Annotated in this window: 28 protein-coding genes and 1 tRNA gene; 17 read left to right on the top strand and 12 right to left on the bottom strand. The window is 36.6% G+C overall.

Going from position 1 to position 26,726, the window contains the following annotated elements; genetic code table 11:
* Positions 1-3: 3 nt before the first annotated feature.
* The 3 genes from B8780_RS06050 to B8780_RS06040 all read right to left on the bottom strand — a co-directional run bounded on the left by B8780_RS06050 (position 4) and on the right by B8780_RS06040 (position 2,970).
* Positions 4-783, bottom strand: coding sequence for a hypothetical protein (locus B8780_RS06050; RefSeq protein ID WP_084273006.1), 780 nt, complete (start codon positions 781-783; stop codon positions 4-6).
* 99 nt (positions 784-882) lie between these two features.
* Positions 883-2,463 (bottom strand): glucose ABC transporter substrate-binding protein GlcS, encoded by a 1,581-nt coding sequence (glcS, locus tag B8780_RS08235; RefSeq protein WP_201788787.1) that lies wholly within the window; start codon positions 2,461-2,463, stop codon positions 883-885.
* A gap of 144 nt (positions 2,464-2,607) precedes the next feature.
* Positions 2,608-2,970, bottom strand: a complete 363-nt coding sequence (locus B8780_RS06040) for a DUF302 domain-containing protein (protein ID WP_011177888.1) — start codon at positions 2,968-2,970, stop codon at positions 2,608-2,610.
* A 186-nt stretch (positions 2,971-3,156) separates the two neighbouring features.
* Between B8780_RS06040 and B8780_RS06035 the strand changes: the two genes are divergently transcribed.
* From B8780_RS06035 to B8780_RS06025, 3 genes are all read left to right on the top strand, one after another.
* Positions 3,157-4,473 (top strand): M20/M25/M40 family metallo-hydrolase, encoded by a 1,317-nt coding sequence (locus B8780_RS06035; RefSeq protein WP_084273005.1) that lies wholly within the window; start codon positions 3,157-3,159, stop codon positions 4,471-4,473.
* 44 nt (positions 4,474-4,517) lie between these two features.
* On the top strand, positions 4,518-6,194 hold the full coding sequence (locus B8780_RS06030; RefSeq protein WP_161939687.1) for an adenine deaminase C-terminal domain-containing protein: 1,677 nt from the start codon (positions 4,518-4,520) through the stop codon (positions 6,192-6,194).
* Between the two features lie 100 nt (positions 6,195-6,294).
* Complete coding sequence (locus B8780_RS06025) at positions 6,295-7,596, top strand: MFS transporter (RefSeq protein ID WP_236719398.1); 1,302 nt, start codon at positions 6,295-6,297, stop codon at positions 7,594-7,596.
* A 2-nt stretch (positions 7,597-7,598) separates the two neighbouring features.
* Here the strand turns inward: B8780_RS06025 and B8780_RS06020 are convergent, their stop codons facing one another.
* Positions 7,599-8,522, bottom strand: a complete 924-nt coding sequence (locus tag B8780_RS06020; protein ID WP_153274226.1) for an aminotransferase class I/II-fold pyridoxal phosphate-dependent enzyme — start codon at positions 8,520-8,522, stop codon at positions 7,599-7,601.
* Between the two features lie 63 nt (positions 8,523-8,585).
* Here B8780_RS06020 and B8780_RS06015 point away from each other — a divergent pair, with 63 nt between their 5' ends.
* Positions 8,586-9,065, top strand: coding sequence for a hypothetical protein (locus B8780_RS06015; RefSeq protein ID WP_153274130.1), 480 nt, complete (start codon positions 8,586-8,588; stop codon positions 9,063-9,065).
* Here the strand turns inward: B8780_RS06015 and B8780_RS06010 are convergent.
* On the bottom strand, positions 9,036-10,724 hold the full coding sequence (locus B8780_RS06010; protein WP_084273001.1) for an MFS transporter: 1,689 nt from the start codon (positions 10,722-10,724) through the stop codon (positions 9,036-9,038). The genes B8780_RS06015 and B8780_RS06010 overlap by 30 nt on opposite strands.
* A gap of 57 nt (positions 10,725-10,781) precedes the next feature.
* Entirely contained in the window at positions 10,782-11,381 is a 600-nt protein-coding gene (locus B8780_RS06005; RefSeq protein ID WP_052266632.1) for a MarC family protein, read from the bottom strand.
* A gap of 76 nt (positions 11,382-11,457) precedes the next feature.
* On the opposite strand from B8780_RS06005, the gene B8780_RS06000 reads away from it, so the two are divergent.
* The gene (locus B8780_RS06000) at positions 11,458-12,189 is read left to right on the top strand and encodes a sugar phosphate nucleotidyltransferase (protein WP_084273000.1); all 732 of its coding nucleotides are present in this window, start codon (positions 11,458-11,460) and stop codon (positions 12,187-12,189) included.
* On the opposite strand, the gene agl3 is transcribed toward B8780_RS06000, so the two are convergent.
* Both agl3 and B8780_RS05990 read right to left on the bottom strand, forming a co-directional pair.
* A complete protein-coding gene (agl3, locus tag B8780_RS05995) occupies positions 12,161-13,315 on the bottom strand; it encodes a UDP-sulfoquinovose synthase (protein WP_011177879.1) in 1,155 nt (384 codons plus the stop codon). The genes B8780_RS06000 and agl3 overlap by 29 nt on opposite strands.
* 29 nt (positions 13,316-13,344) lie before the next feature.
* Entirely contained in the window at positions 13,345-13,905 is a 561-nt protein-coding gene (locus B8780_RS05990) for a DJ-1/PfpI family protein (protein ID WP_084272999.1), read from the bottom strand.
* Positions 13,906-13,976: 71 nt separating this feature from the next.
* Between B8780_RS05990 and B8780_RS05985 the strand changes: the two genes are divergently transcribed.
* From B8780_RS05985 to ilvC, 4 genes are all read left to right on the top strand, one after another.
* The gene (locus B8780_RS05985) at positions 13,977-14,708 is read left to right on the top strand and encodes a DNA adenine methylase (protein ID WP_084272998.1); all 732 of its coding nucleotides are present in this window, start codon (positions 13,977-13,979) and stop codon (positions 14,706-14,708) included.
* A 167-nt stretch (positions 14,709-14,875) separates the two neighbouring features.
* Positions 14,876-16,597: an acetolactate synthase large subunit gene (locus B8780_RS05980; RefSeq protein WP_084272997.1), complete on the top strand. Its 1,722-nt coding sequence runs from the start codon at positions 14,876-14,878 to the stop codon at positions 16,595-16,597.
* Positions 16,554-16,853: a hypothetical protein gene (locus B8780_RS05975; RefSeq protein WP_153274225.1), complete on the top strand. Its 300-nt coding sequence runs from the start codon at positions 16,554-16,556 to the stop codon at positions 16,851-16,853. Before B8780_RS05980 ends, B8780_RS05975 begins: the two co-directional genes overlap by 44 nt.
* Complete coding sequence (gene ilvC / locus B8780_RS05970; protein WP_084272995.1) at positions 16,825-17,823, top strand: ketol-acid reductoisomerase; 999 nt, start codon at positions 16,825-16,827, stop codon at positions 17,821-17,823. The genes B8780_RS05975 and ilvC overlap by 29 nt, the downstream gene beginning before the upstream one ends.
* 23 nt (positions 17,824-17,846) lie before the next feature.
* On the opposite strand, the gene B8780_RS05965 is transcribed toward ilvC, so the two are convergent.
* From B8780_RS05965 to gdh2, 3 genes are read right to left on the bottom strand one after another with little or no spacing between them, the layout of a single operon-like run.
* Complete coding sequence (locus tag B8780_RS05965) at positions 17,847-18,176, bottom strand: YidH family protein (protein WP_084272994.1); 330 nt, start codon at positions 18,174-18,176, stop codon at positions 17,847-17,849.
* A gap of 37 nt (positions 18,177-18,213) precedes the next feature.
* Positions 18,214-19,044: a bifunctional methylenetetrahydrofolate dehydrogenase/methenyltetrahydrofolate cyclohydrolase FolD gene (gene folD, locus B8780_RS05960; protein WP_084272993.1), complete on the bottom strand. Its 831-nt coding sequence runs from the start codon at positions 19,042-19,044 to the stop codon at positions 18,214-18,216.
* Positions 19,044-20,123 carry a glucose/galactose 1-dehydrogenase gene (gdh2, locus tag B8780_RS05955; protein WP_084272992.1) on the bottom strand — a complete coding sequence of 360 codons (1,080 nt, stop codon included), beginning with the start codon at positions 20,121-20,123 and terminating at the stop codon, positions 19,044-19,046. Before gdh2 ends, folD begins: the two co-directional genes overlap by 1 nt.
* A 91-nt stretch (positions 20,124-20,214) precedes the next feature.
* Here gdh2 and B8780_RS05950 point away from each other — a divergent pair, with 91 nt between their 5' ends.
* The 8 genes from B8780_RS05950 to B8780_RS05915 all read left to right on the top strand — a co-directional run bounded on the left by B8780_RS05950 (position 20,215) and on the right by B8780_RS05915 (position 25,737).
* Positions 20,215-20,550, top strand: coding sequence for a carboxymuconolactone decarboxylase family protein (locus B8780_RS05950; RefSeq protein WP_011177870.1), 336 nt, complete (start codon positions 20,215-20,217; stop codon positions 20,548-20,550).
* Positions 20,547-21,680 (top strand): class I SAM-dependent methyltransferase, encoded by a 1,134-nt coding sequence (locus B8780_RS05945; RefSeq protein ID WP_084272991.1) that lies wholly within the window; start codon positions 20,547-20,549, stop codon positions 21,678-21,680. Before B8780_RS05950 ends, B8780_RS05945 begins: the two co-directional genes overlap by 4 nt.
* A 154-nt stretch (positions 21,681-21,834) precedes the next feature.
* Complete coding sequence (locus B8780_RS05940; protein ID WP_084272990.1) at positions 21,835-22,551, top strand: TrmB family transcriptional regulator; 717 nt, start codon at positions 21,835-21,837, stop codon at positions 22,549-22,551.
* Entirely contained in the window at positions 22,532-23,353 is an 822-nt protein-coding gene (locus tag B8780_RS05935) for a deoxyribonuclease IV (RefSeq protein WP_084272989.1), read from the top strand. The genes B8780_RS05940 and B8780_RS05935 overlap by 20 nt, the downstream gene beginning before the upstream one ends.
* Positions 23,343-24,452, top strand: a complete 1,110-nt coding sequence (locus B8780_RS05930; RefSeq protein WP_161939686.1) for a DUF1015 family protein — start codon at positions 23,343-23,345, stop codon at positions 24,450-24,452. Before B8780_RS05935 ends, B8780_RS05930 begins: the two co-directional genes overlap by 11 nt.
* A tRNA-Thr gene (locus B8780_RS05925) sits at positions 24,443-24,515 on the top strand. The genes B8780_RS05930 and B8780_RS05925 overlap by 10 nt, the downstream gene beginning before the upstream one ends.
* Positions 24,516-24,562: 47 nt before the next feature.
* The gene (locus B8780_RS05920) at positions 24,563-24,997 is read left to right on the top strand and encodes a 6-pyruvoyl trahydropterin synthase family protein (RefSeq protein WP_011177865.1); all 435 of its coding nucleotides are present in this window, start codon (positions 24,563-24,565) and stop codon (positions 24,995-24,997) included.
* Positions 24,988-25,737, top strand: coding sequence for a 7-carboxy-7-deazaguanine synthase QueE (locus B8780_RS05915; RefSeq protein WP_161939685.1), 750 nt, complete (start codon positions 24,988-24,990; stop codon positions 25,735-25,737). Before B8780_RS05920 ends, B8780_RS05915 begins: the two co-directional genes overlap by 10 nt.
* Here B8780_RS05915 and B8780_RS05910 read toward each other — a convergent pair.
* A complete protein-coding gene (locus B8780_RS05910; RefSeq protein ID WP_201788785.1) occupies positions 25,713-26,552 on the bottom strand; it encodes a cryptochrome/photolyase family protein in 840 nt (279 codons plus the stop codon). The genes B8780_RS05915 and B8780_RS05910 overlap by 25 nt on opposite strands.
* Positions 26,553-26,726: the final 174 nt, after the last annotated feature.

Raw genomic sequence — 26,726 nt, 5'->3', positions numbered from 1 at the left:
ATTTTATGGATCAGATATAACATCTATGGAAAACGTGAGTGTCATATCTGAGTTCTGATAGTAATTTACATCCTTACCGTTTGAATTTCCAAGGCCAACCCATAGATCGAGGACTGCCATGCCTGATGGATTCAATGAAACGCCAACGCCGGTGCTCTTTGAGTATGATAGATTGTATATATATCCTGTGTATGATTGAAGGGCGCTCATGAATTGTGATTCTGCCACCTGTGTTGCATTTATTTTATACATTGGCATTGCAGACGGAGGTGCTGGTGATTTTGATGGAGGAGGTGTTGGTCCGGATGGAGGTGCTGGAGGTGGTGCAGGTGGATCATCATATGTTGCATTATATGATGTTGTGTTCATTAATGCTGTTGGCGTTGCTATTAAACCAACAGTGCCTGAGTTATATACCACGAATTGTATCTCAAAGTATTCTCCAGGTGCAAGGTTTGTAACGTTTACCCTGAAGTTATACACAGTTGATGTTGTGTATTTCACCGAGCCAAGAAGTAAATTATATTTGCCATTATCTGCATGGTATGGCTCTGCGACGCCTATTTCATATATCATTCCATTGGGTCCTATCACTGTTATAGGTGTGTTGTTTGCATTCGTTTTTATCAATGTTCCGTTTAGCTCCCATGTTAGATGCCCGGCGGTGCTATTCACTGTTATGCTTGATGAGCCGGAGAATGCTGAAAAGGCAAATGTACCGCCCATTGCAATCAGTATCGGCACAACAAGCAGTACCGCTATCTTTTTATTCAGGTTTATCACCTAATTAGAATTATTTCATTGTAAATATTAAAAAATAATGAAATAATAATAAAAAACTTATTTAATTAAAATATATACTTACATAAGATAAGTATAATTTTAATATTTAACTTCCGCTATTACGTTATCAAGGAATTCCATTAATGTTGAATATATGTTTCCATTGAATGCACTGGTTGAATTGACATTTGAATTGTCTGCAACTGCATTTGATGTTATGACTGAGGCAGATGTATTGTTTACCCATGGCGGCAGGTATCCACCGAATGGATCGCTTAATGTGCCCATGAAGCCATAGCCAAGACTGTTTGCCTTTAACCAGTCGCTCTTTTCCTTTGCAAGTGTTGATTTTAGATCTGATACAAATGCAGCCCTTGCCGATGAGTCATTTACATTTGGATGTGCATATATTGTTGCAAGGAATGCACTGTCAAGATCTGCGTATGGCCCTGCAAAGAAGCCACCATCTGATAGCTGGTACAGGAAGCTATGCGCATTGCTTGAGTGGTTTAATAATGATTCATAGTTGTACCACTGGCCTGGTGTGTTGTAATAATCATTTGTTATGTTTTTATAGAATGTAACTGCCTTCCATTTTGTGAAAACCAGCTGTCCGGAGTATGATGAAAAGTATTCTGCGAATGTTAATCCCTCGTTCTGTGTTGGTCCTGCTGGCACAACTATTGAATCGTCCAGTATTATATAATACCTCGATGTTCCAGGGAATGGCATTGACATTAATTTTATGTCATGGCTCATTATGTACGATGTATTATTGTAAGGTGCCGCATTTGGATATGTTGTTGTGTTATCAAAATCGTATGCATAGTTGCAGTACGAATTTATAACAGCCTCAAAGCCGACCTTTCCAGAGATAATCTTTGGAACTGCCTGCGTCCATGTCTGTGAGCTCTCCCCAGGATATCCATCACTAACAAATTCCTGGAATATTTCATTCGTTTCATTTAATACATTTAAAACCTTTGGATTGCTCAGATTCAATGTTCCGTAATTTAATTCATCGTACATTGTTGTGTTCTGGCTTACGGATAGAAATATGTTTCCCCAGAGAACTGTTTGATCATAGCCACCGTCATCGCCTGGAACGGCCCATGCATATATGCCATGGCTTTCAAGTGCCCTGCTGTCTGATATTAATTCAGATAAATTATCCGGAAATGGCAGATTATACTTTATTAATACCTGTGGATTAAAGTAAAGCTCATTGCATCTGTGAACGTCCACAGGCAATGAAAACATTGTGCCATTAAATGTACCGGCCATTAAAACCTGTGTAACAGCGTTTGAATATAATCCAGTGCTTTTTGCTATCGGCGTCATGTTTACAAAGTCCTTTGCACCGTTTGGTGCATCCTCTATATAGCTAAGAACCTGCGGACCAAACAGGGACTGGAATAAATCAGGAGGATGCCCTGCCTTTATATCAGCGAGAATTGCATAAATTGCCTCGGTACCGGCAGCGCCAGGTTTCAACTCGCTTTTAACAACATATCCTGGGTGCGAGGTTTCAAATGCTGCGTATTCCTTATCAAGAGCCACCTTGCCATCCGTTGCCCACCATGTATAAAAGTATATTGTCTTCACCTTTTTAGGCGGATGATAGACTAAACCAAAGTAAACACCGAGAACTATGACGATTATAACAACAACGATAACCACTGGAATTACCCATGGCTTTCGTTGTTTACCTTTATATTACTCTGGTGCCTTCATATTAAATATAATATATAACCATATAAAATATTTTCATTTTATGTAATTAATTTCCAAAAAAAATACTTTATTTGAAAACTATAATTAATTTTAAATAGAATCCATTGCTATTTCGTTAATTATTTTATCTATTTCATCACCAATTTTTATTAAGCCTGTATTTTCGAGTGTTTCCTTAACATCCTGTGTTATTATGTAAACAGCATGCTGCAACTCATAAACGCATATTCTTACAGGGAGTATTATTGTCATATCTGGGTCAGTATTTATTAATGAATAAACAAGATCCGGTCTCGAAAGTTCAAATATCATGTTATTCATTATATTATAACCAAATCTTTCAAGATTTTCCCTTACATTTATTATTGATATAATCCTCATGCCGTGCCTTGTTACTGATTCGTGCATCTTTTTAATAACGGAGTCAAAATTATCCTTTGATTCGTATTTCATTGAAAAGATAAATTATTTATTATATTTAAACGCTTTTTAACTATTTTGTGAAAAAATAAATATTCTTTGAACCATATTTTTAAAATATAATAGAAAATATTTAATTTTGAATTAATAATAACAATTTGTATTTTGAGTAAAATCATAGCATAGAAAAGGTCTTTAATGCAATAATATTATAAATACATGGAAATTTCAAATGATTTAAGGGATAGATCACTGGGCATACTTAATGAGTTTTTAAGACTTGAATCTGTTTCGGCAGGCAATTCTTGTATAAATGAGACGGCATCCTATTTAAAGGATCTTTTAAATGACCTTGGAATAAATTCTGAAATAAGAAGGAGTACTGGAAATCCTGTCGTAATTGGCAGAATAGACAGCAGATCACGCAGGATAATTATTTACAATCATTATGATGTGCAGCCTGCTGATCCTCTAGATGAGTGGAAAACGGACCCATTTAATCCAATGATGATTGGCAAAAGACTTTATGCCAGGGACGTCTCTGATAACAAGGGAACGCTTATAGCAAGACTTATTGGCATATACCAGGCATTAAAGGATAAAATACCGGTAAGTACAACATTTCTATACGAGGGTGAGGAGGAGATAGGAAGCCCAAACCTTGAGAATTTTATAAAAAGCAACAAGAATATTATAAATGGCGATTCTTTAATAATGGAAGGTGGCACACTGATGGGTTCTAGACCGGTTATATCCCTTGGTGTTAAAGGCCTTCTTTATATAGAATTATCCTATGAGATAGGTTCAAGTGATGTGCATTCATCAATGGCACCTGTTGTTGAGAATCCGGCAATGGAGATTATAAAGGCAATATCAGCATTATCTGATGGCACTGACATAACAATACCTGGCTTTTACAAGGATATAAGAAATTTAACAGAGGATGAGATCAATATTATAAAGGAGTACCCTGTTGATATGGAAAATATAAAGAGGAGCCTTGGTGTGGATAATTTAAAAAAGGAGGGCAGCTATGAGTATGCAATGTCGCTTTTCACAGAGCCAACGTTCAATATTGATGGTTTTTCCTCCGGTTATTCCAGTAAAGGCTCAAAAACAATAATACCAAAAAGGGCCGTGGCCAAGATTGATATGGGGCTTGTCCCAGATCAGGATCCAAATAGTATATACAGGAACATATTATACAAGCTTGATAGTGTCCATTTCAAGGGAACTGTAAAAATGCTTGGTGCCGAGTATCCTGTTAGAACATCACCGGATGGTGATTTATCAAGGGCCATGATAGAATCAGCTGAAACCGTTTATAAAATCAGGCCTGTTATAATAATAAACAGTCCGGGAACACAGCCCATGGGTCTTTTCACAAGATATTTAAAAATAAAAGACGCTGTTAGTGCCATAGGCGTCGGTGATGAGCATTCAAGGGCACATGCACCAAACGAGAGCATAGATATCGATAATTTTTTCCTTGCAATAAAGCATACGTATGAGTTCATAAAAATGTATTATCATTAATGCTTTTAAAAAATATAAAAATATCAAATGATTATAACATTTTTATGATAATTGCCTCAAGAAAACCCTCATTAAAGGACATTTATAAAATAATAAAGGTTTCTAAATTTGATGAGCCCGCAGATTTAATAATAGAGGATGCAAGTTACATTGATATTTACACTAAAAGAATATCCAGTGGAAATATAGCAATAGCGTCAGGAAGAATAGCATATATAGGAGATGAGATGCCTTTAAAAAATAATGATACAAGGATAATAAAAAATGATTTTTTAATTGCACCTGGATATATAGAGGGGCATGCACATCCATTTCAAATATACAATCCAGTTACATTTAATGAGATTATGATCAGGCACGGCACATCAATGGTGATCAGCGATGACCTGCCGATGTACATAAAAATGGGCTTAAAAAACATAAAAAGATTTATGCGATTTATGGGAAGACTGCCTGTAAAGAATTTCTGGTCTGTGAGGCTCGACTCACAATCAATGATAGACATGGAAAAATTCAGTTATATTAAAATAAAAGAATTGTTAAATGATGATTATGTTTTACAGGCCGGTGAAATAACAGGATGGCCTTATATAATAAACATGGAAAAAAACATGTTAAAAAATATCTATAATTCACAGTTTCTTGGCAAAAGAATTGAAACACATAATCCAGGTGCATCAAAAAACACTTTAAACAGAATGGCCGCTGCGGGGATAACCTCTGATCATGAGGCCATTACCGGCGAGGATGTTAAAACAAGGCTATCACTTGGATACCATGTCTTTTTAAGATATTCTTCTATAAGAAAGGATCTAAAGGATGAATTAAAATACATCATTGATGAGAAACTTCCATTGAACAGGCTCATGCTTACAAATGACGGCAGCCCGTATTATAATGACTACATGGGTATGGACGATTTAATAAAGATTGCGATATCGGCAGGTCTAAATCCATTTGATGCCTATTCCATGGCATCCCTAAATCCTGCGGTTTATTACAATATCGATGGCATTTATGGCGGCATAGCCCCGGGAAGGCTGGCGGACATGAATTTTATAAGGGATCTTTACAATCCAGAACCTGTATTTTTAATGCTTGATGGTAAGATCATTGATAAAGAGGTAAAACTTGATCCGCCTGACTGGAAGGGCTATGGCATGCTATATAAAAACAGGAATATTGATATTAATAAGATAAATTTCAACGGTAGTGATGAAACGCTTTTTATGAGAAATCAGGTTATCATGGATTTAAACAAATATAAAATGGAGGATTCAATGGAGATACATTTAATAACCAAGGATCTTAAAAGAATTGTATCTTCAAATATCCATGGCATGGGCCACTTTGATGCCCTTGCAAGCTCATATAATATAGAGGGATCTTACATTGTTATTGGGTCATCACATGATTTAATGAAAAAGGCATTAAAAGAGGTAATTAAAAATGGCGGCATTGTATTCAATGGCAATAAAAATATCAGAATTGAGCTCAAAATACTTGGCATAATGTCAGATAAGCACAGTGATGATGTAAGAAACATCACGGAGGAATTCCGCAGCACGATGAGGGGTTCCGGATATAAATTTGATGACCCTGTTTATTCAATGCTTTTTCTAAATTCAATTAATTTACCGTATTACAGGATAACATCATCAGGCATTGTTGAGGTAAAAACCAGGAAAATTATTAAAAAACCTGTTAGTTTAAAGATTTAAAAAACCTTTTTATAATTTGAAAAATTACAGTTATATAAATTGGTAATGATTTTTATAGCTGAAACCCCCATACGGGTTTCCATTCATGCCGGTGTTTATTATGTATGAGTTTAAATCCCTGGATAATGGAAGATTTGGGAAGGTTCAGCGAAGAATGTTTTATCTATCATCACTGGGCCTTTTTCTCGATGGCTATGATCTGTCGATAATAACCATGGCCATGCTTGTAATACCTTCACAGCTGCACCTTGGATTCTATGAGAAGATATACGTTGATACATCATCATTTATAGGTATGCTCATTGGGGCACCCGTTCTTGGAAGGCTCAGCGACATGATAGGCAGGAAGAGGATCTTTGGCCTTGATCTGTTATTCTTTGTGGTCTTTGCAATAACAGCAGGCCTTTCAGGAAACTTCTATGAGCTGTTTATATCAAGGCTTTTAATGGGCTTTGGCATAGGCGGTGATTACCCAATAAGTTCAACAATGATGTCCGAGTTTTCACCAAAGAATTCAAGGGGCAGGCTTTTACTGGGCATGGTTGGCATGTACTGGCTTGGTGCATTCATATCTGCTGTTATGAACTATATCTTTGTTATTTTTACAGACTTCTGGAGGTACACATTTATAATAGGAGGTATAATAGCACTGCCATTGATATTGCTTAGATTAAAGGTTCCGGAAAGCCCAAGATGGCTCGCCTCAAAGGGGAAGATAGGGGATGCTGAATCAGTATTAAAAGATATATCTGGCGTTTCGGATGTGGAAAAAAGCAGTAAAACGGTAAAAAGGGTCCATGGTTTCTATTTCACATTAATATTCGTTGTTGCCGCCTGGTTCATATTTGATGTTGCCGCATATGGCCTTGGCTTCTATTATCCATTAATATTCAGCGAGCTTGGTTTCAGGGATAATTTCAGGTCGATAGCCGAGATATCAATGATTATATCAATAGGCGGAATGCTGGGCTATGTTATAGCATTACCCGTTGCCGATAAAATAGGCAGAAGATTCTTAACAATATTTGGTTTCTTTGTCATGACACTTTTATTATCCCTTGGCAGCATAATAAAGATATCAGGAATAGCCTCTGTTCCATTTTACTTTCTGTTCGTGCTCTTCGAGCAGTGGGTTGGCGCCGTTACATTATTCTATCCAACAGAGCTTTTTGCAACAGATGTAAGATCAACGGTTCAGGGTATAGCAACTGCCGCATCAAGGGCCGGCGCAATACTTGGAATAGTAATCTTTCCATTTTACCCGGTATTTCACTCGCTTCTGGTTTTTGCAGTTGCATCATTTATTGGACTTATTATAGCAATATTCATGGCTCCAGAGACAAACAGAAAAAGCCTTGAACAAAATGTTGAGATGTATACAAATAAAAATCCGAAATTATGAATTTAATTTTTTTCCAAAAACTCCATGAATTTGGAAAAACTTTCCTGAAAGTTTGGTCTTGTCATGCATAATCTAAGGTATGTTCCCTTCAGGCCGAAGAAATCAGCAGGTACAAGTGTAAAACCAGCCCTGTAAAGTCTTTCTGAAAAATCCATCGAATCATCGTTTAAATAGTATGAATAATCTATAAATGCAACAGGCGATCTTAATGGTTTTATATCATTGTAAAATTTAAGGTGGCCCATGTTTTTAAATAAAATTTTGTTGTTTTCCTCGACAATGCCCCTTACATAATCAACTATTGAATCATGGTCCTTTAATATATAATGGCCTATCGATGTGTTAATATTTGAAACGGGCTCTGTTAATAGACCTTTATAGCCATTTATCTGATTCGCATTCTCCTTATCAGGACATATTATGTATCCTAGTCTAAGGTCATCCCCGCCAAAGACCTTTGTGAAGGTATTTATTATATAACCATCATATTTCATTGAGAATGATAGCTCTCTATCAAACTCAAGAAATGTTTCATCTATTATATTGTTCCTGTTTTTTATCTCTGGCATCGATCCTGTTGGGTTGTTAAGCATGCTGTATAGATTTAATGCATCGCCATGATCATATCCAAGCATTAACGGAACCTTATAGATCGGCTCATATTCCGGTAATCTAACATTAAACGATTTTAGATGCCTTAGATGAAATAGTACCAGTGACAGTGCCTCCGTGGCGCCATGTGTTACAACAATGCGCTTTTCATCTATTCCGTGAAGGGCGGCTATATCATTTATAAAGGCCGATTCCTGAACCGCATCATAGTTCTTAAAATATTTCTTTAGATCAACAACACCATACATGCCGCTATTACTTAGATTATAAAAAGCGTGATGCGATGATAACCAGTCTCCTATGTCAAATCTCATGTAAAAATGATGTATAATTATAATATAATTTTATGCATTAAATTTAAAAAGCATTTAAATAAAATGTGTGTATACAAAATTACGGAAAACGTAAAAATTTATTCCATAAAGGGAATACCTGCAGGATTCACATCGGCGATATTCGAAGCCATAATGTTTTACATCTTTGATCTTTTTGATAAAAAGGCCTTGGGATACCAGTTTACGGCCATAGGTGAAAGATTATTTCATTTGGGCTCATTGGATGGCGAGATCACAGGTCTTTTAATGCACTTCCTTGTCGGTTCAATAGTAGGTTTTTTTGCAGCCCTGATATCATATTATATAAAATTGAGGCCGAAAAACTACCGTCAGAGTATATTAATAGGAATTCTGGCAGGTTTTTTGATATTATTGCTCTTCAGCCTTCCGGTGAATATATTCATGCTGCATCTATACGTTTATGAAAATTATGATTTAATATCAACAGATTTTTACTATTCAATGCATATATTCTATGGTCTGCTATGGTGCCTATTTCTTTACATATTCCTTGGATCTTAATGAATTTTTTATTTTATAATTCAGTGGCTCTCTAAATATCGAGATTATTCCGCTTATCAGGGTTATTGCAAATGCTATGTAAAAGACCATTGAAAATGATGATCCGAAGGCAGGTGCAAGAACATGCGGATACCATGTGTTACCTGATATATATAATATCGTTGATTTTTCTATTTTTGACAGCACAGACTTATTTACCGTGCTAAGTATCGACGGCACAGGATTTATACCAAGGAAGGCACTAAAAAGAGCCTCGGTCGCGGGCATCTTTGATATATACAATGATAATGAGGATGCACCTATTGAGTTTAAATGTGTTTTTATGCTTCCCGGGAGATATAATGATAAACCGTATATTAAAATTGAAAAGAACAAACCCATGCTTGCAGTGTATCCAAGATTCCTCATGGTGTTAAGCATCCCTGATGCCGAGCCCCTGGAATCCCCTGGAACAGATGACATCACTGCAGAGATGTTTGGTGCGTTGAAAAGACCGTAGCCTATGCCGAATATTACAAGGTAGAATGCCAGCTCCGGATATGAAAAATCGTACGGTAGAAAGGCTATAAGTATAAATGAAAATGATGATATAAAAAGGCCAAGGGACGTTAAAAGTCTTATGTTATTCCTGTTCGCAATTCTTCCACCAATTATTCCAAAGATCCCCATAGCAATTGTCATTGGAAGTATGTAAACGCCTGCCCAGAATGGTGTTATATAATAAGGATAACCATGTATTGGAAGCCAGACACCCTGGAATAGTATTGTTAACATATACATTAGGCCCATCATGCCCATGGCTGATACAAAACCTGTGAAGTTTCCTATGCTAAAGCCAGTGTTTTTAAAGAAGTCCAATCTGAACATTGGATTGTCAACATGCTTTTCTACGTATATAAAAAGTATTAAAAGTGCAAGGCCCAAAAATACTGAAATTACAACATATGGATCCTCCCAGCCCATTGGAAATGCATTGTATGGAACTATACCGTATGTAATGCCCAGGAGAATTAAAACGATGCCTGCGGCAAACGTTATATTCCCTGGCAGATCTATTCTATGCCTTACCCTTGGCGATGTTTCCTTTAATTTTAGGAATGACCATACAGTTCCAAAGATTCCGACGGGCACGCTTATTAGAAAGACGTCACGCCAGTATATTATTGATAATATGCCTCCAGCAACAACGCCGACGCTCACGCCAATGATTGATGCAACACTGTTTATTGATAATGCAAATGCCCTTTCATCATCCGGAAAGTTATCAGTTATAATTGCAAAGCTGTTTGCCATCAGAAATGAGCCGCCAACGGCCTGAAACATCCTGAAGATTATTAGCTCGAGGGCCGCTGTTGTGCCGGTTCCTGGGAGTACATATAACAGTATTGAACCAATGGTAAATATAAGAAAGCCAAGGTTAAAAAGCCGGACGCGGCCGTACATGTCACTTAATCGTCCTATTGTTAAAAGAAGCACGGATATAACTATCATGTAACTTATAATTGACCATAAAAGGTATGGAAAGGTTCCATGGGCCAGTGGATTTAAATGTATCCCACGGAATATAGGTGGCAGGGCAACAACAATTATACTTGTGTTTATTGTTGCCATGAGCTGGCCTATCGTTGTGTTCGAAAGCGCCACCCACTTCTGCTCCATGGTTGTGTATTTTCATATAGTATATAAATGTATAGAAAAAAAATATTTATTACTAAATTATTTTATGAGGCCAAGCGATATTAGGGCGTCAAGGAAGTACTGTATTGCAAAGCCTGCAAGTAAAAGACCGAATATCCTTGTTATTGCCGTCATTATCTTCTCTCCAAGGATCTCGAGTATTTTTGATGAAAATATGAAAAATATGTAGACCAGGGCCAGAACTATTAAAATTGAGACTATTGTAAATATCTTTGTTGTTAATGAGCCCTTCATTAATATTATAACAAGGGATATTGCACCAGGGCCTGCGAGAAGTGGTGTTGCAAATGGCACTATGCCAAGGTTCTTGCTGCCAGAGCTTGATTCTGGCTTTGCACCCTCACGCACCATCTCTATACCCATTAATAGTAATATTATACCACCGGCAATTTCAAGCGCCTCTATTGATATGCCAAAAAATTGTATTATTATCTCCCCTAGGGCTGCAAAAATGATTAATATCATTCCACCATAGAGTACAGCATCCCTTGAAATTGATAATTTTGTATCCTTATTATAACTTGCCGTCATTGATACGAAGATTGCCAGGCTGCCAAACGGATCAATAACAACGAGCAGCGGCATGAACACCTTAAGAAAATCAATTATTAATGACACAGATATGTATTCAAAGCGTATATATAACCAATTTTGTATTTAATAATAAATTAATATATCAATTTAATAACAGCTCATGGACGCACTAATAACAGCAGCAGGTCTTGGAACAAGGGCAAAGCTACCAAGAAATATGAGAAAGGAGATGCTGCCTGTTTATTCATTCAGAGATAATGATGTCGTTCTAAGACCAATAATAGATGAGATAATGCACAGCCTGGATCTCAATGCCAGGGTAAAAAAATTTTATCTTGTTCTTAATAAAAATGATTCATACACTGCAGATTATGTAAGATCCCTGGATTATAAAACAGAGATTATATACCAGGAAAAACCGCTTGGATACGGAAACGCGGTAAGACTTGCAGAACCATATTTAAAGGGATTTTTTATACTAAACGCCGGTGATGGTCTAATAATAAAAGATCAGCTGCTGGCCGGCGCAGTTAAAATGCATTTAGATTGCAGGTGCCAGGTGCTTGCATTGATGCCTGTAAAAAATCCAGAGAATTATGGAATAGCAGTAATAAAAAATAATAATGTTATAACATGTATTGAAAAACCGAAAAATTATATTGGAAGAAATGCAATGACCGCGTTTTATATACTAAATTCTAAAATCTTTGAGTTTATTGAGGATAGCAATGTAACTTCCGCAATAGATAAAACAATAAAAACAGGCATTGAAACAAGATATATTAAAATAAAAAGAAATGACTGGATCAGTGTTGGTACATCGGAATCATATTACAGGATCCTGGAAAGAACATATAAAAATATCATGACTTCCAGAATGTCCTCGGCATGATGGAATCTTTAAGCCTTAATAATCTAAGCCTGTTTTCATTCAAATCATTCATAATATTATATATCTCATCATCAAGTTTTACCCTGCTTTTAAATCCAAGTTCATACAATTTTTTGTGCTCAGGATTGTAGTAATGATCATCCAGCTCTATTCTTGGATCATCGATGTGTGATATTTCAACATCTTTATTATAAATCTCCTCATATTTTTCCTTGACCTTTTCTGCAAGATAATTCAATGAATAATACTCATCAAACTGGTTTATTACATTGTAATTTTCAGGTTCAGGATGCTCTGCTATCAGTGAAAGGCATGTTATGCTATCCTCAAGGCTTAAAAACCCACGTTTTTGATTGCCGGCGCCGTATACCGTTAAAGGCATTCCAAGAACGGCCTGTGAGGCGAACCTGTTTAATACTGTACCATAAGTTTCATCTATGTCAAACCTTGTTGTCATTTTATATTCGTTCAATTCCTCTGTCCTTGTTCCATAAACAACGCCCTGCATTACATCTGTAACTGTTAAACCCCATATTTTTGTTGCAAGCATAAGATTATTTGTATCATGCACCTTGCTCAGGTGATACCATGACTGCCCGGATCTTGGAAATGGCAGATAATCTCTTCTTCCATGGTACTCTATATTAAAAAAGCCTTCAGGTATGTCTATATTTGGTGTTCCGTACTCACCCATGGTGCCAAGCTTTATTATATGAGCATCCCTTTTTATATCCTTTACAGCATAGATTAAATTCATTGTGCTGTTTATATTATTATCAAGGGTTTCTATTGCCTGCCTTAAACCAATCATTGAATATGGCGCGGATCTCTGCTCCGCCAGATGCACTATGACATCCGGGGATGATTTTTTTATAATATCATACATGAACTGTGGATTTGAAACGTTGCCCTTAAAAAATGTAATGCTTTTCCCAGTTTTTTCCCTTATCTTTTTTAATCTAATGTCCATTGTATTTATTGGTATCGCTGTATCAGAACCGACAGCCTTTACACGCCTCCTTGTATAAAAGTTATCTGCACCGTAAACATTATATCCCATTGATAAAAACCTTAGGGCAAGTGGGAAGCCTATATAACCATCAATGCCAAGAATTAAAACATTCATAGACCTTTATCGATATTATAATAAAAAATTTATGATTTGTTTTTCTCCCTTAACATTTTTATAAATGCACGCATCCATTCCGGATGATCCGGCCAGGCCCTTGCAGACACAATATTTCCATCTATAACAGCCGCGCCATCCACGAACTCACCACCGGCGATTGTTACATCAGGCGCAAGTGCAGGATAGGCTGCCGTTTTTCTGCCATTTAAAACGCCTGCAGCCGCAAGCCCAAGCGGAGCATGGCATAGCTCAGCAACAGGTTCGTTCTTCTCAAAGAAGTATTTTACAATCCTCTTAAAATCAGGATCGTTTCTTATATATTCCGGGGCCCTGCCACCAGGTATAACAAGAGCAATATACTCCTCAGGTCTTACATCCCTAAAAGCAAGATCGACATCTATTTTATATCCTGGCTTTTCCGTGTAGGTATCGAATCCGTCCTCAAAGTCATGAACAACAAGCTGTATCTTTTTCTTTTCCGGTGCGGCTATGTGAACCTCATAGCCCTCCTCCTTTAATCTTTGATATGGATACATCACCTCAAGGGATTCTCCGGCATCACCTGTTAATATTAGTATCTTCTCCATAATTAATAATAATGTAAAAAATAGATAAATCTTTTGAAAGAAGATTTATTTTTAAATGATATTCATGTTTGATGAATATATTAATAAAATATCCAGGATCAAAGGGCTCTCTCTTAAATGACATAAAAGACGTTTTTAACAGGTCATCATGCTCAAGATTGGTTGATGTATTCGGTGGTTCAGGTATAGTTCTGCTAAACCTCGATGCAGGTGAAAAGATATACAATGATATAAACATGGATCTTGTAAATCTCTTTAAAACATTAAAATACAAATACAATGACCTTTATAAAATGATTAAAACATTAAAGAACAGGGAGGTTTTTGATTATTATAAATATAATATAGATTCCATGGGTAAAAATGATGTGGAGAGGGCATTTAAAACATTTTATTTATTAAACACAACATTTGGCGGCCAGGGAAATACCTACATAAAACATGATAAATCAAAATTTAACCTTGTTTCAAGGATAATAAACAACATGGAAAATTTGAGAATTAATATATCATCATGGATTATTGAAAACCTTGATTATAAGTATTTAATAAAAAAATATGATGGTAAAAACACATTTTTTTACATAGATCCACCATACAATGGTAAAAGATGGTATGATTTTGATATAGATTCATACAAAACGTTAAATAGTTTAATATCAAAAATGCAGGGCAAATACCTCATGAATTTTATAATGGATGATGGGATTATTAATATATTCGGCAATCCGGCCTTTATAAGAAAGTATATAAGCACTGGTAATTCATACAGATATTACTATTTTTATACAAACGTGAGATGATTAATATTTGTAATATTAAACATTTTATTATAATTTAAAAAGACCTTAAAATTTTGTTTTTAACTTAAAATATAAAATGAATAATTTTAAATATTGCTTAACAATATCACTCCATGGCGAAAAGGTTAATCTAACATCTACGGCTTTTTTAAGGGGTGGTCCCTGTGATGGGATCACGTTTGATAGTTGAATCGCTTAAGAAGCAGGGTGTTAAGGCTATATTTGGCATACCTGGATTATACAACATGCCTGTGTACGATGCTTTTTTGGAGGACGTTGAGAGCGGGCAGTTAAGGCACATACTGATGCGGCATGAGCAGGCCGCCGCCCATGCTGCCGATGCATATGCAAGGGCCACTGGATTTCCTGGTGTTTGCACTGCAACATCCGGTCCTGGCGTAACAAACCTTGTTACAGGACTAATAACAGCATACCAGGATTCATCGCCGGTTGTTGCAATAACAGGCCAGGTTAACAGTTCATCAATAGGAAAGATGTCATTCCAGGAATCCGACACACCGGGAATAATGTTTCCTGTAACAAAATACACCGTGCAGCTAAGATCTGTTGATGAGATACCGTTCTGGATAGAAAAGGCATTTTACATAGCCTCCACCGGCAGGCCCGGCCCCGTGGTCGTTGACATACCAAGGGATTTACAGAACACAAAAATAGATGATTTAAAATCATTAAACAGGAAATTGAATTATAAACCCTTCAGGACAATAGTTGACAGGGACAGGATATCAAAGGCATTATCCCTTCTTTTAAATGCTGAAAGACCCATAATGCTTGTTGGTACCGGCGTGGCATGGTCAGGTGCCACCGATGAGGTGATAAAATTATCAAAAATGCTTGGAATGCCTGTTGTATCAACGCTTCCAGGTAAATCATCAATGCCTGCCGATTATCCGCTTTATTTGGGTGCAATGGGTTATTACGGAAAGGCTGAAGCGAGCATGGCTGCCCTTGAGAGCGATGTCATGCTTGTTGTCGGGGCAAGGCTCAGTGATAGAACGTTCACATCGTATAATGAGATGGCAGAGACCGGTAAAAAGTTCATAGAAATAAATATAGACCCCGGGGACTTCATGAAGGGTATAAAACCAGATATAGGCATACAGGGCGATTCAAAGCTGATATTAAAAGAGATGATAAAAAATATACCTGAGCACGCATTAAAACATAAAAACGAATGGACAAAAAGGGTAAAAGAGCTTAAAGATTACTATGAAAAATTCTATTATATAGAGGATAGAAAATTAAAACCGTTTAAGATATTAAAAACAATAAGGGAATCGCTTCCAAGGGATGCAATAATGACAACAGGTGTTGGCCAGCACCAGATGTGGGCAGAGGTCTTCTGGGAAAATCTTGAGCCAAGGTCATTCTTTTCATCAACCGGCATGGGAACCATGGGCTTTGGATTGCCTGCAGCCATAGGTGCCAAGGTTGGCAGGCCTGACAAAATAGTTGTCGATTTTGATGGAGACGGCTCTTTTTTGATGACAGGAAATAATCTTGCAGTTGCCGTTGATTATAATATACCTGTTATAGCAATAGTAAATGATAACAGAACCCTTGGGCTTGTGAGACAGGTTCAGGACATGTTCCAGAATAAACGTATAGTTGGTGTTGACTATGGAAATTCTCCGGATCTTGTTAAATACGCTGAGGCCTTTGGTGCCCTTGGCTTTGATGTTGAAAATTATGATGATATAAAAAATGCCATAAAAACTGCAATAAAGGAGGATGTGCCTGCTGTTATAAGGGTTCCTGTCGATAAAGAGGAGCTGGCGCTTCCGACGCTACCGCCTGGCGGTAAATTAAGGGAGATGATAGTAAGTGATCCAAGAAAAAAGAATAATGGTGATAGCAAGCTACCGTGATCCTGGTATAATAGAGAGGACGGCCGCAAACTTCAGGCGGCTCTGGATTGATCTTGACAGGCTCTGCTACAGAAGATCTGGTGAGAACTGCATCATAGAGATGACGGTTTCATCGGATAATTCTGATAATCTTGCATATTCGATATACAATCTAAGCAAGATGGTAGATGTTGAGCGTGTTAGCATACTGGATAGCGATGACAACATCCTTTTAACATATTCAGGTGGTGAGGTTCTTGGAGAAGGTTTACACTGAGAATGATTTAAAGGAGAATCTAATGAGGAATAAAAAGATAGCAGTGCTTGGCTACGGAAGCCAGGGACGTGCATGGGCGCTTAACATGCGTGATTCAGGATTAAATGTAACAGTCGGACTTGAAAGGCAGGGTAAATCATGGGAAAAGGCCGTTGCTGATGGCTTTAAACCGCTTAAAAGCAGGGATGCCGTGAGGGATGCCGATGCTGTTATCTTTCTTGTACCGGACATGGCGCAGAGGGAGCTTTATAAAAATATAATGAACGATATTAAGGATGATGCCGACATCGTCTTTGCCCACGGATTTAATGTGCATTACGGATTGATAAATCCAAAGAATCATGATGTTTACATGGTCGCACCAAAGGCACCCGGACCAAGTGTAAGGGAGTTCTATGAAAGGGGAGGAGGCGTTCCTGTTCTAATAGCAGTGGCAAATGATGTTTCCGGGAGATCAAAAGAAAAGGCACTTTCAATAGCATATTCCCTTGGTGCATTAAGGGCTGGTGCAATAGAGACAACTTTTAAAGAGGAGACTGAAACAGATCTTATAGGTGAGCAGCTTGACCTGGTCGGTGGCATTACCGAGCTTTTGAGGTCAACATTCAATATCATGGTTGAGATGGGATACAAACCAGAAATGGCCTATTTTGAGGCCATAAATGAGATGAAGCTCATCGTTGACCAGGTCTTTGAAAAGGGAATCTCTGGAATGCTCCGTGCGGTATCTGACACGGCAAAGTACGGAGGCTTAACAACTGGAAAATACATAATAAACGATGATGTAAGAAAAAGAATGAGGGAAAGGGCTGAATACATAGTGAGCGGTAAATTCGCGGAGGAATGGATCGAGGAATACGGCGAGGGCTCAAAGAACCTTGAATCAATGATGCTTAATATAGACAATTCGCTTGAGGAACAGGTCGGAAAACAGCTCAGGGAGATAGTATTAAGGGGCAGACCCAAATAAATTTAAATCATTTCTAAATAAATTTAAATTATTAATAGTAATAGCACGATTGCCATTGCTATTATTGCAAATGAAAAGACAATGGATTCGAGATTTCTCGAATTGTAATTGTTTTCATTGAGATCCTTTTCATTCTGCAAATATTCATAAAGGCCGTAAATTATTGTTATTATTCCAATTACAATCATTATCTCCCCGGGGATTATGCTTGATTTTGATATGCTGCTCTTTATTAATATATGTATAAAGATCTCGAATTTTGCTATGACAAAACCAAAGCCCATTAATGCTATTCCAGTTCTTACCCATGATAAAAAGGTTCTTTTGTTTGCAAGATGATCTGATGGCGACATGTATATATAATAAATAATATAAATTATTGTTTTTGTTTTAACCCTTTATCTGGTATTTTAGGCCGTTAATAAAGTTTTCAAAGATGTCTGTTGCCGTAACCGGCCCGACGCCACCAGGCACCGGCGTTATTGCATTAACATAATCCTTTATATTTTCATAATCTGCATCACCGCATGTCTTTCCATTGAGATAGTTTATGCCAACATCTATAATTATATTTTTATCTGACACATAGGATCTATCAAGGAAGTTTGGTTTTCCAACGGCAACAACAACGATATCTGATGACCTTGTTATCTCTTTTATATTCACTGTCTTGCTATGGCATACTGTAACCGTGAAGTCCCTGTTCAACAGCATCATTGATAAGGGCCTGCCAACAACAGGAGATCTGTTTATTATTGCAACATTACCGGATTTTATATTTATATAATCAAGAATGTCAACAACAGCCCTGGCTGTTGCAGGCGCAATGAACTCATTTTTTAGGTAAAGGTTTCCAAGGTTATAAGACGTCATGCCATCAACGTCCTTGTAGAATGGTATTTCATTTACAACATCATAGTAATTTATGCCAGGTACTGGTGTTTCTATCATTATTCCATGGATATCATCGCTTTTAGAGTATCTTTTTAAAAGCTTAATAAGATCTTCCCGGGATATTGAATCGTATCTATCTAAATCAACATCTATTCCAAGTTTTGAGCCACGCCTCATCTTGGCTTTTGAATAAACAATGCTTCCATAGTCGTTTCCTATTAAAATAATCTTCATTTTTGGATTTATTCCGGTATTTTTTATTTTTTCTATCTCATTTTTAAGCCTTTCCATCTTTGTCTCGGATATTTTAACACCGTCTATAATCATTATGACCACTTGATAACACTTTTTATCTCGTTCTCGGGTTTCTTTGTAAATATTGATACATCCTCAGGTTCAAAGACACCTGTTATCAAACGGTTTATCACAGATCCTTCTGAGTAGTTCCATTTTTCAAGGTATTCAACTGCCCTGAGGTAATGCCTTTTTGCTCCGTCCACTGAGCCAACAAGGCTTATATTTCTCTCAATTATATAATCGATATCCTCACCATCTATTGACGTCGCAGGTGCCCTTCCATTTGTTCCAAAGAGTATTACAACACCGTTGTAATTCATCTTCCTTACAAATCTAAATATTGTTCCAGGGTCGCCGCTTGTATCTATTAAAAGGTCTATGCCCTTTAATGGATCCTCCCTGGTGTAATCATAAAAATCAGCATTTATTCTTGATATTATGGATAATTTCTCCTCACCTACTGGATGCCTGTTGGTCATAAAAACGTTGAAACGGTACTCCCTTGCCATAAAGGCATAGAGAAAGGCCTCACTGCCTGTACCTATTATTAAACAGTTCTTTGTCAGATTTGTTGAGTCATCTCCCTGGAATATGCTCCTCTTTGAAACTGTATCAAAGACCTCAAAGGCCTTCATAACGCTCTTCGTTGGCTCTGTTAAAACAGCGACCTTTACCATGTTCTTATCATTTATTTTAACAAGGTTCTTTGCCTCATCATAGAAGTAATCACGCATAAAGCCATGAAGGCCTGTTATGCCAGCCTCATGTTTATCACCGTCTGAGCAGTCATCCTCACGGCCTATCCTGCAGTTAACACATTTGCCTGGTCTTCTTACAACCGGAACCACATAGTCACCGGGTTTTATCTTGTATGGATTTTCAGATGCTTCTATTACCTGGCATATTGCCTCATGGCCAAGGACCAGATAATTGTATCCAGGCTCATTATAGGCAAAAGATAAATTGCCAAGGACCTCGCCACGGTCAGTACCGCAAAGACCTGTGTAAACTGGCCTTAATTTTACCTCATAATGCTCAGGTTCAGTGATGTTTACATTTTCTATTTTAACTCCACCATTAGGTGCATTTGTTATTATAGCCCTTACCATGGCATGATAATTATAAGCGTTATAAAAAGATTAATAATAAGAATAATTGCACGTTTCAAAATTGTTATATAAAAATAATCAATTATTCAACATGGACGCAAAGAAGAAGCTTGAAGAGGTAACAAGGGTTATGAACGCCATTGGCTCTGACGATTCAAAGGTTCAATCATCATTTATAGGATTTATGTCCTATGTAATGTCCCCAGGGTCACTTGATGCAAAAACAAAGAACCTAATTGCAATATCATTATCGATAGCGGCAAAATGCGACTGGTGTGTTTCATATCATGTTAATAACGCACTAAAGGCAGGTGCCACAAAGGATGAGATCATGGAGGCTGCATACATAGCGGTTTTAATGTTTGGAAGTCCTGCAATGATGGAGATAAATAGAGTTCTTGATACACTTGAACAGTTAGGAAAATGATGGTTGATTTTTTAAGGCTCTGCCTTGATGATGATTTCAGATACAGGGTCAATTTAAGGTCAGAGCATTTTATTAACCTTATAAGATCTGGTTATGCTAAAAATAAGATAATAAGAAATGAATATGATAAATACATTTATGAAATAGCAAAATCAAGAATAAAGGTTTCAGGTAAATTCTCAAAATATAACGAGCTGTTTTTTGATGAGTATGCGGCAAGCTATTCAACACCTGAAATTCCTGGAATTTACCGCTCTAAAAGGTTAAAAAACAATGATATACTGGATCTTGGATCCGGTGCCGGTATGCAGGACATCTTTTTTTCCATGAACTCGCATGTTACAGGAATAGAGATTGATGAAAACAGATATTTAATGTCTGAGTTGAATAAAATACCATATAAATCAAAGGCTGAATTTATAAATGGCGACGCAAACAATTTTTTGAAAGAGTTTGACGGCATAATATTTTCAGATCCGTTAAGGCCGGGATCCTCAATGGAAAGAACGGTAAATGAGCTGATACCAAATCCATTAAAGATTATATCAAAATATAAAAATAAATATGCATTCGATCTGCCGCCGCAGATGTCATGGGATAATATAATTATACCTGGCGAAAAGGAATATATATCAATAAATGGGAAGTTAAACAGGCTTACCGTTTATTCGATGGATCTTTCATTATCGGCTAGCTCTGCGGTCATGCTTCCCAGGAATTTAATAATAAGGGGTGAGCCCGGTGATTATAAATTTGAAAAGACCGATGTTAAAAAATACATATATCTACCTGATATATCAATAATATACGCAAGACTTTTAAATGAGATATCACATTATGACCTTGGATTGTTAAATCATGATCAAAGGAGGTATATATTAACCTCATACAATCTTTATAATGATTTTCCAGGGGAAATTTATAGATATCTATTTTCAGCCCATGAAAATGATCTTGTAAAAAAGTTAAAAGAAAATGATGCAAAGAGGATATTTTTCAGATTTAACGTTGATGATTACTATAAAAAAAAGAATTACATCGAAATGGAGCTAAATGGTTCCAGAGATATTTATATATTTAAATCAGATGATTTTTTAATAGGTGCGGAAAAAATAAACTTTAGCAATTAACATTTTATTTTTAAACTATTATAAATTTCATATATTATTTTTGTTTAAAATTAATGAGTTATTAATATATTACTTTATTTATTAATTTATTATTCATGATTTCATTGATTTAAAATAAAGAAAAAGTTTTTAAATAATTAGATTATTAGTAGTTATGGAAGCTAATACATCACTAATATCTAAAACTGCCGAGATGATTAAGATATTAGGACTTTCAACATATGAGGCACAGGCATTTGCCGCACTTGTTTACCATGGTGTTGCCAATGCAGATACAATAGCAGATACCGCGGGAATACCAAGAACCTCGGCATACAAAATCATGGAATCACTTGTTAAAAGGGGCTTCGCAAAGGAAACTGACGGCAGGCCAAGGATGTACAAGCCTGAAGACATGAACAAAATAAAAAATGAATATATAGATAATATAAACAAACTTTTTGATGAATTAAAGGAGCTGCAGGATCTTTTACCATCAAAGGGTGAACCACAGCTTATATATACAATATATGGAAGAAGCAAGGTCATGGCAAAGATAGCAGAGATGATAGATCTATCTGATAAGGAAATATACATATCAACACCAAGAATAAGGGATATAAGAACAGAGCTTAAAAAGAACATAGAAAATGCAATAAAAAGGGGTGTGCACATAATATTTGTAACACCACCAAATAAGAGGGTACCGCCAAACACAGAGGTTCACAGAAAGGAGGGTTTAATTGCAACAGATATAGCAAGTGATGGAACCAGGGCACTTCTCTCTGGACCTGATCTGGACGCCTGTGGTTATACTGACAACCCGGCGCTGGCCCTTCACGTTTACCAGTTTATAAACATGATGATAAACAATGAGGATTTTAAACTATAAACTTGGTGCACACATTTCAATAGGAAATGGTATAGAAAATGTACCGGAAATAGCGCATTCAATGAATTTTAATGCGTTTCAGATCTTTGTAAAATCCAGATCATGGCAGGAAAAGGAATATAAATATGATGAAATAGCAAATTTCAGGAACAACGTAAGGAAATTTAACATAGAAGGTACCGTTGCCCATGCAATATATCTAATAAACCTTGCCTCTGAAAATGAGATAAGAAAAAAATCGATAAATGATCTTAATAATGAAATTAAGATATGCAATGATCTCGGCATAGATTATCTTGTTGTTCATCCGGGATCAAATCCTGACAGGAAAAAGGGCATTAAAATGGCGATAGATGCCTTTCAATCAATGGAAACCGGAAGTACAAAGATATTAATAGAAAATTCGTCCGGCAGGGGAAATACCTTTCCATCAGATATTAATGAAATGTCCGATATCATTGATCCCCTTGACAAAAAACATTTCGGTCTGTGCCTTGATACCTGCCATGCATATTCATACGGCTATGATCTATGCAAATACGATGATTTTATTTACTACATGGGGAAAAAACTGGAATTAAGCCGGATTAATGTAATACATCTAAACGATTCAAAAACGGAATTCGCAAGCAGAAAGGATCTGCATGAAAATCCGGGCTCAGGAAGGATTGGAAGCTGCCTGAAATCGATATTTTATGATCGAAATTTTAAGGATTCAACTTTTATCATGGAATCTCCTGATATTGAGAGAAGCCATGAAAAAAACCTTAATTTTTTGCTTGGTGATAATATTGAGGATTGAAAGCTTTAAACCATACATATTTAATGTTGACATTTCAAGGGTCGTGTCGCCGCCATTTGATACACTAAACTGGACACAGGAGTATGAGCTCAGGCAGAACCCGTACAATATAATAAATCTAACGGTTCCTGATATGGTTACAGGCACAAGCGGATCATATAAAATACTGAAAAACTGGCTCAGTGAAAATGTAATAAAAAGATACGATAAAGATATAATAATAATTATAAAGCAGATCTTTACACATAATAAAGAGAGGTTTCAAAGATACGGAATAATATCGCTTGCAAACATTATGGATATAACACCGCATGAAATGACATTTAAGGAATACGTTGACGAAAGGATGTCCGTGATGGAATCACTAAATGCAAATCTTGAACCAATATTTTTGGTTGTCAACGATGGTGGCTTTTACAGGATGATAAAAAGGGAGGTTGTTAAACTAAACGAGGTTTACCGCTTTGAGGAACCAAGCGGCGTAACAAATATTGTATACTTCCTCGAGGATGAAGAAAAGATAGATAAAATAAAAAAATCACTGGAGAATGCAGGCTGTGTTGTGGCGGATGGGCATCACAGGCTTCAGGCAGCAAGGAACCTCTATGATAAAACCCATGATGAATTCTGGTTAAATACCCTTGCATATATAACATCAATATATGACGATGGTCTGATGATAGGTGGTGTTCACAGGCTTATAAAGAGCAATGCAACCATTGAGAGTCTTTCAGGATGCATGAATCTTGAACCATCAAAGACCATTGAAAATGGAAGGTCATACCTTTACAATGGTTCACTGTATTCAATTAATACAAAAGACATGATACCTGTTGAATTCACAAACGATATAATTATAAAAAAATGCCTCGAAATGGATTATAATGATATGTTAAGGAACGTTGGCTACGCCTATGATGTTTCACAGGCAATATCAAACGTTGATTCAAAAAAATATGATTTTGCAATAATAGTACCTGAATGGAAGCGCGAGGATTTTATAAAGATATCAATGGAAAAAAGGATGCTGCCACAGAAATCAACATATTTTTATCCTAAGATTCCATCAGGTATTGTTATACATTTAAAGCCACTGTAGCTCAGCAGGCAGAGCAGCTGATTCGTAATCAGCAGGTCGGGGGATCGAAACCCTCCAGTGGCTTTATTGAAAACCTATAACTTTAATTCTTATTATTGAATAAAGATTCTATGTGGCTTGAGATAGATGGTAAAACAAGGGGCCTTCACTGGTCAGCGGCACATATAATACCGGGGCATCCAAAATGCGGAAGGCTCCATGGTCACGATTACATTTTAAACATAAGGCTATATTTTGATGAGAACAATTCATTGAAAACCAGGGGCTACGAAATAGATTATGGCGATATTAAAAGGGCCGCAAAGGCAATAATAGAGAGGATGGATCATCATTTTATGGTTCCAGAGGATGCCATTGAGGATAATGGAAAGATTCATTATAATAATATAACGGTCAGTGCAGACCAGGTGTGCAGGATACCGGTGCCGGTAGTCTCTTCCGAGAATCTTGCAATATACATAAAATCTGAGCTGAACCGTTATTTCAGCGAATATAAGATAGAATGCGGTGTTTTCGAGGGGGAGGGGCAGGGCGCATGGGCATAAGGCTGGTTGACCTGTTTTACAGCATACAGGGTGAGGGGCGCTATGCCGGAAAGCCTGCCTTTTTTATAAGATTTCCTGAATGCAACCTTTTTTGCGGGCTTGAAAAACCATTAAAACCTGGAAATTATGACCAGGAATATATAAATAATTTAAAATCTGTCAATGCTGGCTGGGTCTGTGACACGATGGCCCAGTGGCTTTCAAATGGCTTTGAAATAGATATTAACGATATCGTTGATTATATATCAAGATTATCATCCGGATCTTATAACATCGTTTTTACAGGTGGTGAGCCGTTGATAAATAGATCAAACATTTTAAAGATAATTGATGCTGTTAACAGCAAAAATTTAAAGCCTTATATCTATGAAATAGAGACAAACGGTACAATGGAACCGATTGAAGACGATTCAATATCATATAACATATCATTAAAATTATCCGGTTCCGGGATGAAGAGATCCAAAAGGATAAACAGTAATATTATAAGAAAATTTTTATTATTAAAAAATACATGGTGGAAATTCGTTATATCCAACAGGAACGATGCCATGGAGGCCATTGAAATAATGGATGAATACGGTATAAAAAGGGATAGCGTGTATTTTATGCCAGCAGCCTTTTCCAGGGATGAGCTGGTAAAAAATAGTGTCGAGGTCATAGAGATGTGCAAGGAATTTGGAGTAAACTACTCACCAAGGCTTCAGATCTTTATCTATGATAAATACGTTGGCGTTTGATTTATAAGCTTCCTGAATTCCATAACCGCAGTTTTATGATCAACCAGTGGTGCAGGATAATTGTTTAATCGAATTTTATATAAATTATGTATTATTTCAGGTTCAAGATCCGACAGCTCATTAACGTATCTTTTTATAAATTTGCATTCAGGATCGAATTTTTTTTGCTGAATCCATGGATTTATTATCCTGTACATTCCCCTGGAGTCGACACCGGTTGATGCTACCCATTGCCAGTTACCATTGTTCGATGCTGGATCGTAATCAATTAATTTCTGTGCAAAGTATTTTTCACCAATACGCCAGTCCACATGCAAATCCTTTACAAGAAAGGACGAGACTATCATTCTTAACCTGTTGTTTATATACCCTGTTTCATTAAGTGATCTCATGGCCGCATCAACTATCGGATATCCTGTAAGGCCATTTTTCCAGGCATCTATGTATTTTTCGTTGTTCTCCCATTTTATATTGTATTTCCTGTTGAAGTTTGAGCCAAAAACGTATGGAAAATGGTATGCTATGTAAAGATAGAAATCACGCCAGTACAGCTGACGCCTGAATTCTGGATCTTTAATATAATGATATGCCTCCCTTATTGATATAGTGCCAAATTTTATGTCTGCCGATAGAAATGATGCCATGTTCAATTCCGGAAAATCCCTTAATGAGTAATCCTTTTTTATAAAATTATGCATTTTTTCAATTGCGGTTTTCCTGCCATAATTATTATATTTTAGTTCCATGTCATCATCAATAGAGATTAAGTTTGATTTTTTTATTTCATAAACAGGTTTTTTTACATTTATTTCCATGGCCCTATTATAAAATGCTGTGAAATTCTTAAAAAAAGATCCTGATCCGGTCCTTAGCTCCGGGTCAGATAAAAAATAATCGTCAATGGCATTGAATTTTATATTATTTTTTATTGAAAATTCTTTTATCCCTTTTGATTGAGAATGGTGTGTAATCCCTGTTTATATAGATCT

This window comes from Picrophilus oshimae DSM 9789, assembly GCF_900176435.1.
In the GTDB taxonomy this organism is placed as follows: domain Archaea; phylum Thermoplasmatota; class Thermoplasmata; order Thermoplasmatales; family Thermoplasmataceae; genus Picrophilus; species Picrophilus oshimae.
This window is presented reverse-complemented; position numbering and strand designations above follow the sequence as displayed.

Excerpts from the sequence above, each read along its gene's own strand:
- gdh2 (WP_084272992.1), bottom strand. The coding sequence starts at position 20,123 with ATGGTAAGGGCTATAATAACAAATGCACCTAATGGTGGAGTTAAAATA.
- B8780_RS05950 (WP_011177870.1), top strand. The coding sequence starts at position 20,215 with ATGGACGCAAAGAAGAAGCTTGAAGAGGTAACAAGGGTTATGAACGCC.
- agl3 (WP_011177879.1), bottom strand. The coding sequence starts at position 13,315 with ATGAATGTTTTAATTCTTGGCATTGATGGTTATATAGGCTTCCCACTT.
- B8780_RS06015 (WP_153274130.1), top strand. The coding sequence starts at position 8,586 with ATGTGTGTATACAAAATTACGGAAAACGTAAAAATTTATTCCATAAAG.
- B8780_RS05980 (WP_084272997.1), top strand. The coding sequence starts at position 14,876 with ATGGGATCACGTTTGATAGTTGAATCGCTTAAGAAGCAGGGTGTTAAG.
- folD (WP_084272993.1), bottom strand. The coding sequence starts at position 19,044 with ATGATTATAGACGGTGTTAAAATATCCGAGACAAAGATGGAAAGGCTT.
- B8780_RS05985 (WP_084272998.1), top strand. The coding sequence starts at position 13,977 with ATGAATATATTAATAAAATATCCAGGATCAAAGGGCTCTCTCTTAAAT.
- B8780_RS06000 (WP_084273000.1), top strand. The coding sequence starts at position 11,458 with ATGGACGCACTAATAACAGCAGCAGGTCTTGGAACAAGGGCAAAGCTA.
- B8780_RS05910 (WP_201788785.1), bottom strand. The coding sequence starts at position 26,552 with ATGGAAATAAATGTAAAAAAACCTGTTTATGAAATAAAAAAATCAAAC.
- B8780_RS06040 (WP_011177888.1), bottom strand. The coding sequence starts at position 2,970 with ATGAAATACGAATCAAAGGATAATTTTGACTCCGTTATTAAAAAGATG.
- B8780_RS06035 (WP_084273005.1), top strand. The coding sequence starts at position 3,157 with ATGGAAATTTCAAATGATTTAAGGGATAGATCACTGGGCATACTTAAT.
- B8780_RS05915 (WP_161939685.1), top strand. The coding sequence starts at position 24,988 with ATGGGCATAAGGCTGGTTGACCTGTTTTACAGCATACAGGGTGAGGGG.
- B8780_RS06010 (WP_084273001.1), bottom strand. The coding sequence starts at position 10,724 with ATGGAGCAGAAGTGGGTGGCGCTTTCGAACACAACGATAGGCCAGCTC.
- B8780_RS06025 (WP_236719398.1), top strand. The coding sequence starts at position 6,295 with ATGTATGAGTTTAAATCCCTGGATAATGGAAGATTTGGGAAGGTTCAG.
- B8780_RS05965 (WP_084272994.1), bottom strand. The coding sequence starts at position 18,176 with ATGTCGCCATCAGATCATCTTGCAAACAAAAGAACCTTTTTATCATGG.
- B8780_RS05990 (WP_084272999.1), bottom strand. The coding sequence starts at position 13,905 with ATGGAGAAGATACTAATATTAACAGGTGATGCCGGAGAATCCCTTGAG.
- B8780_RS06020 (WP_153274226.1), bottom strand. The coding sequence starts at position 8,522 with ATGAGATTTGACATAGGAGACTGGTTATCATCGCATCACGCTTTTTAT.
- B8780_RS06030 (WP_161939687.1), top strand. The coding sequence starts at position 4,518 with ATGATAATTGCCTCAAGAAAACCCTCATTAAAGGACATTTATAAAATA.
- B8780_RS05920 (WP_011177865.1), top strand. The coding sequence starts at position 24,563 with ATGTGGCTTGAGATAGATGGTAAAACAAGGGGCCTTCACTGGTCAGCG.
- B8780_RS05940 (WP_084272990.1), top strand. The coding sequence starts at position 21,835 with ATGGAAGCTAATACATCACTAATATCTAAAACTGCCGAGATGATTAAG.
- B8780_RS05935 (WP_084272989.1), top strand. The coding sequence starts at position 22,532 with ATGAGGATTTTAAACTATAAACTTGGTGCACACATTTCAATAGGAAAT.
- B8780_RS05945 (WP_084272991.1), top strand. The coding sequence starts at position 20,547 with ATGATGGTTGATTTTTTAAGGCTCTGCCTTGATGATGATTTCAGATAC.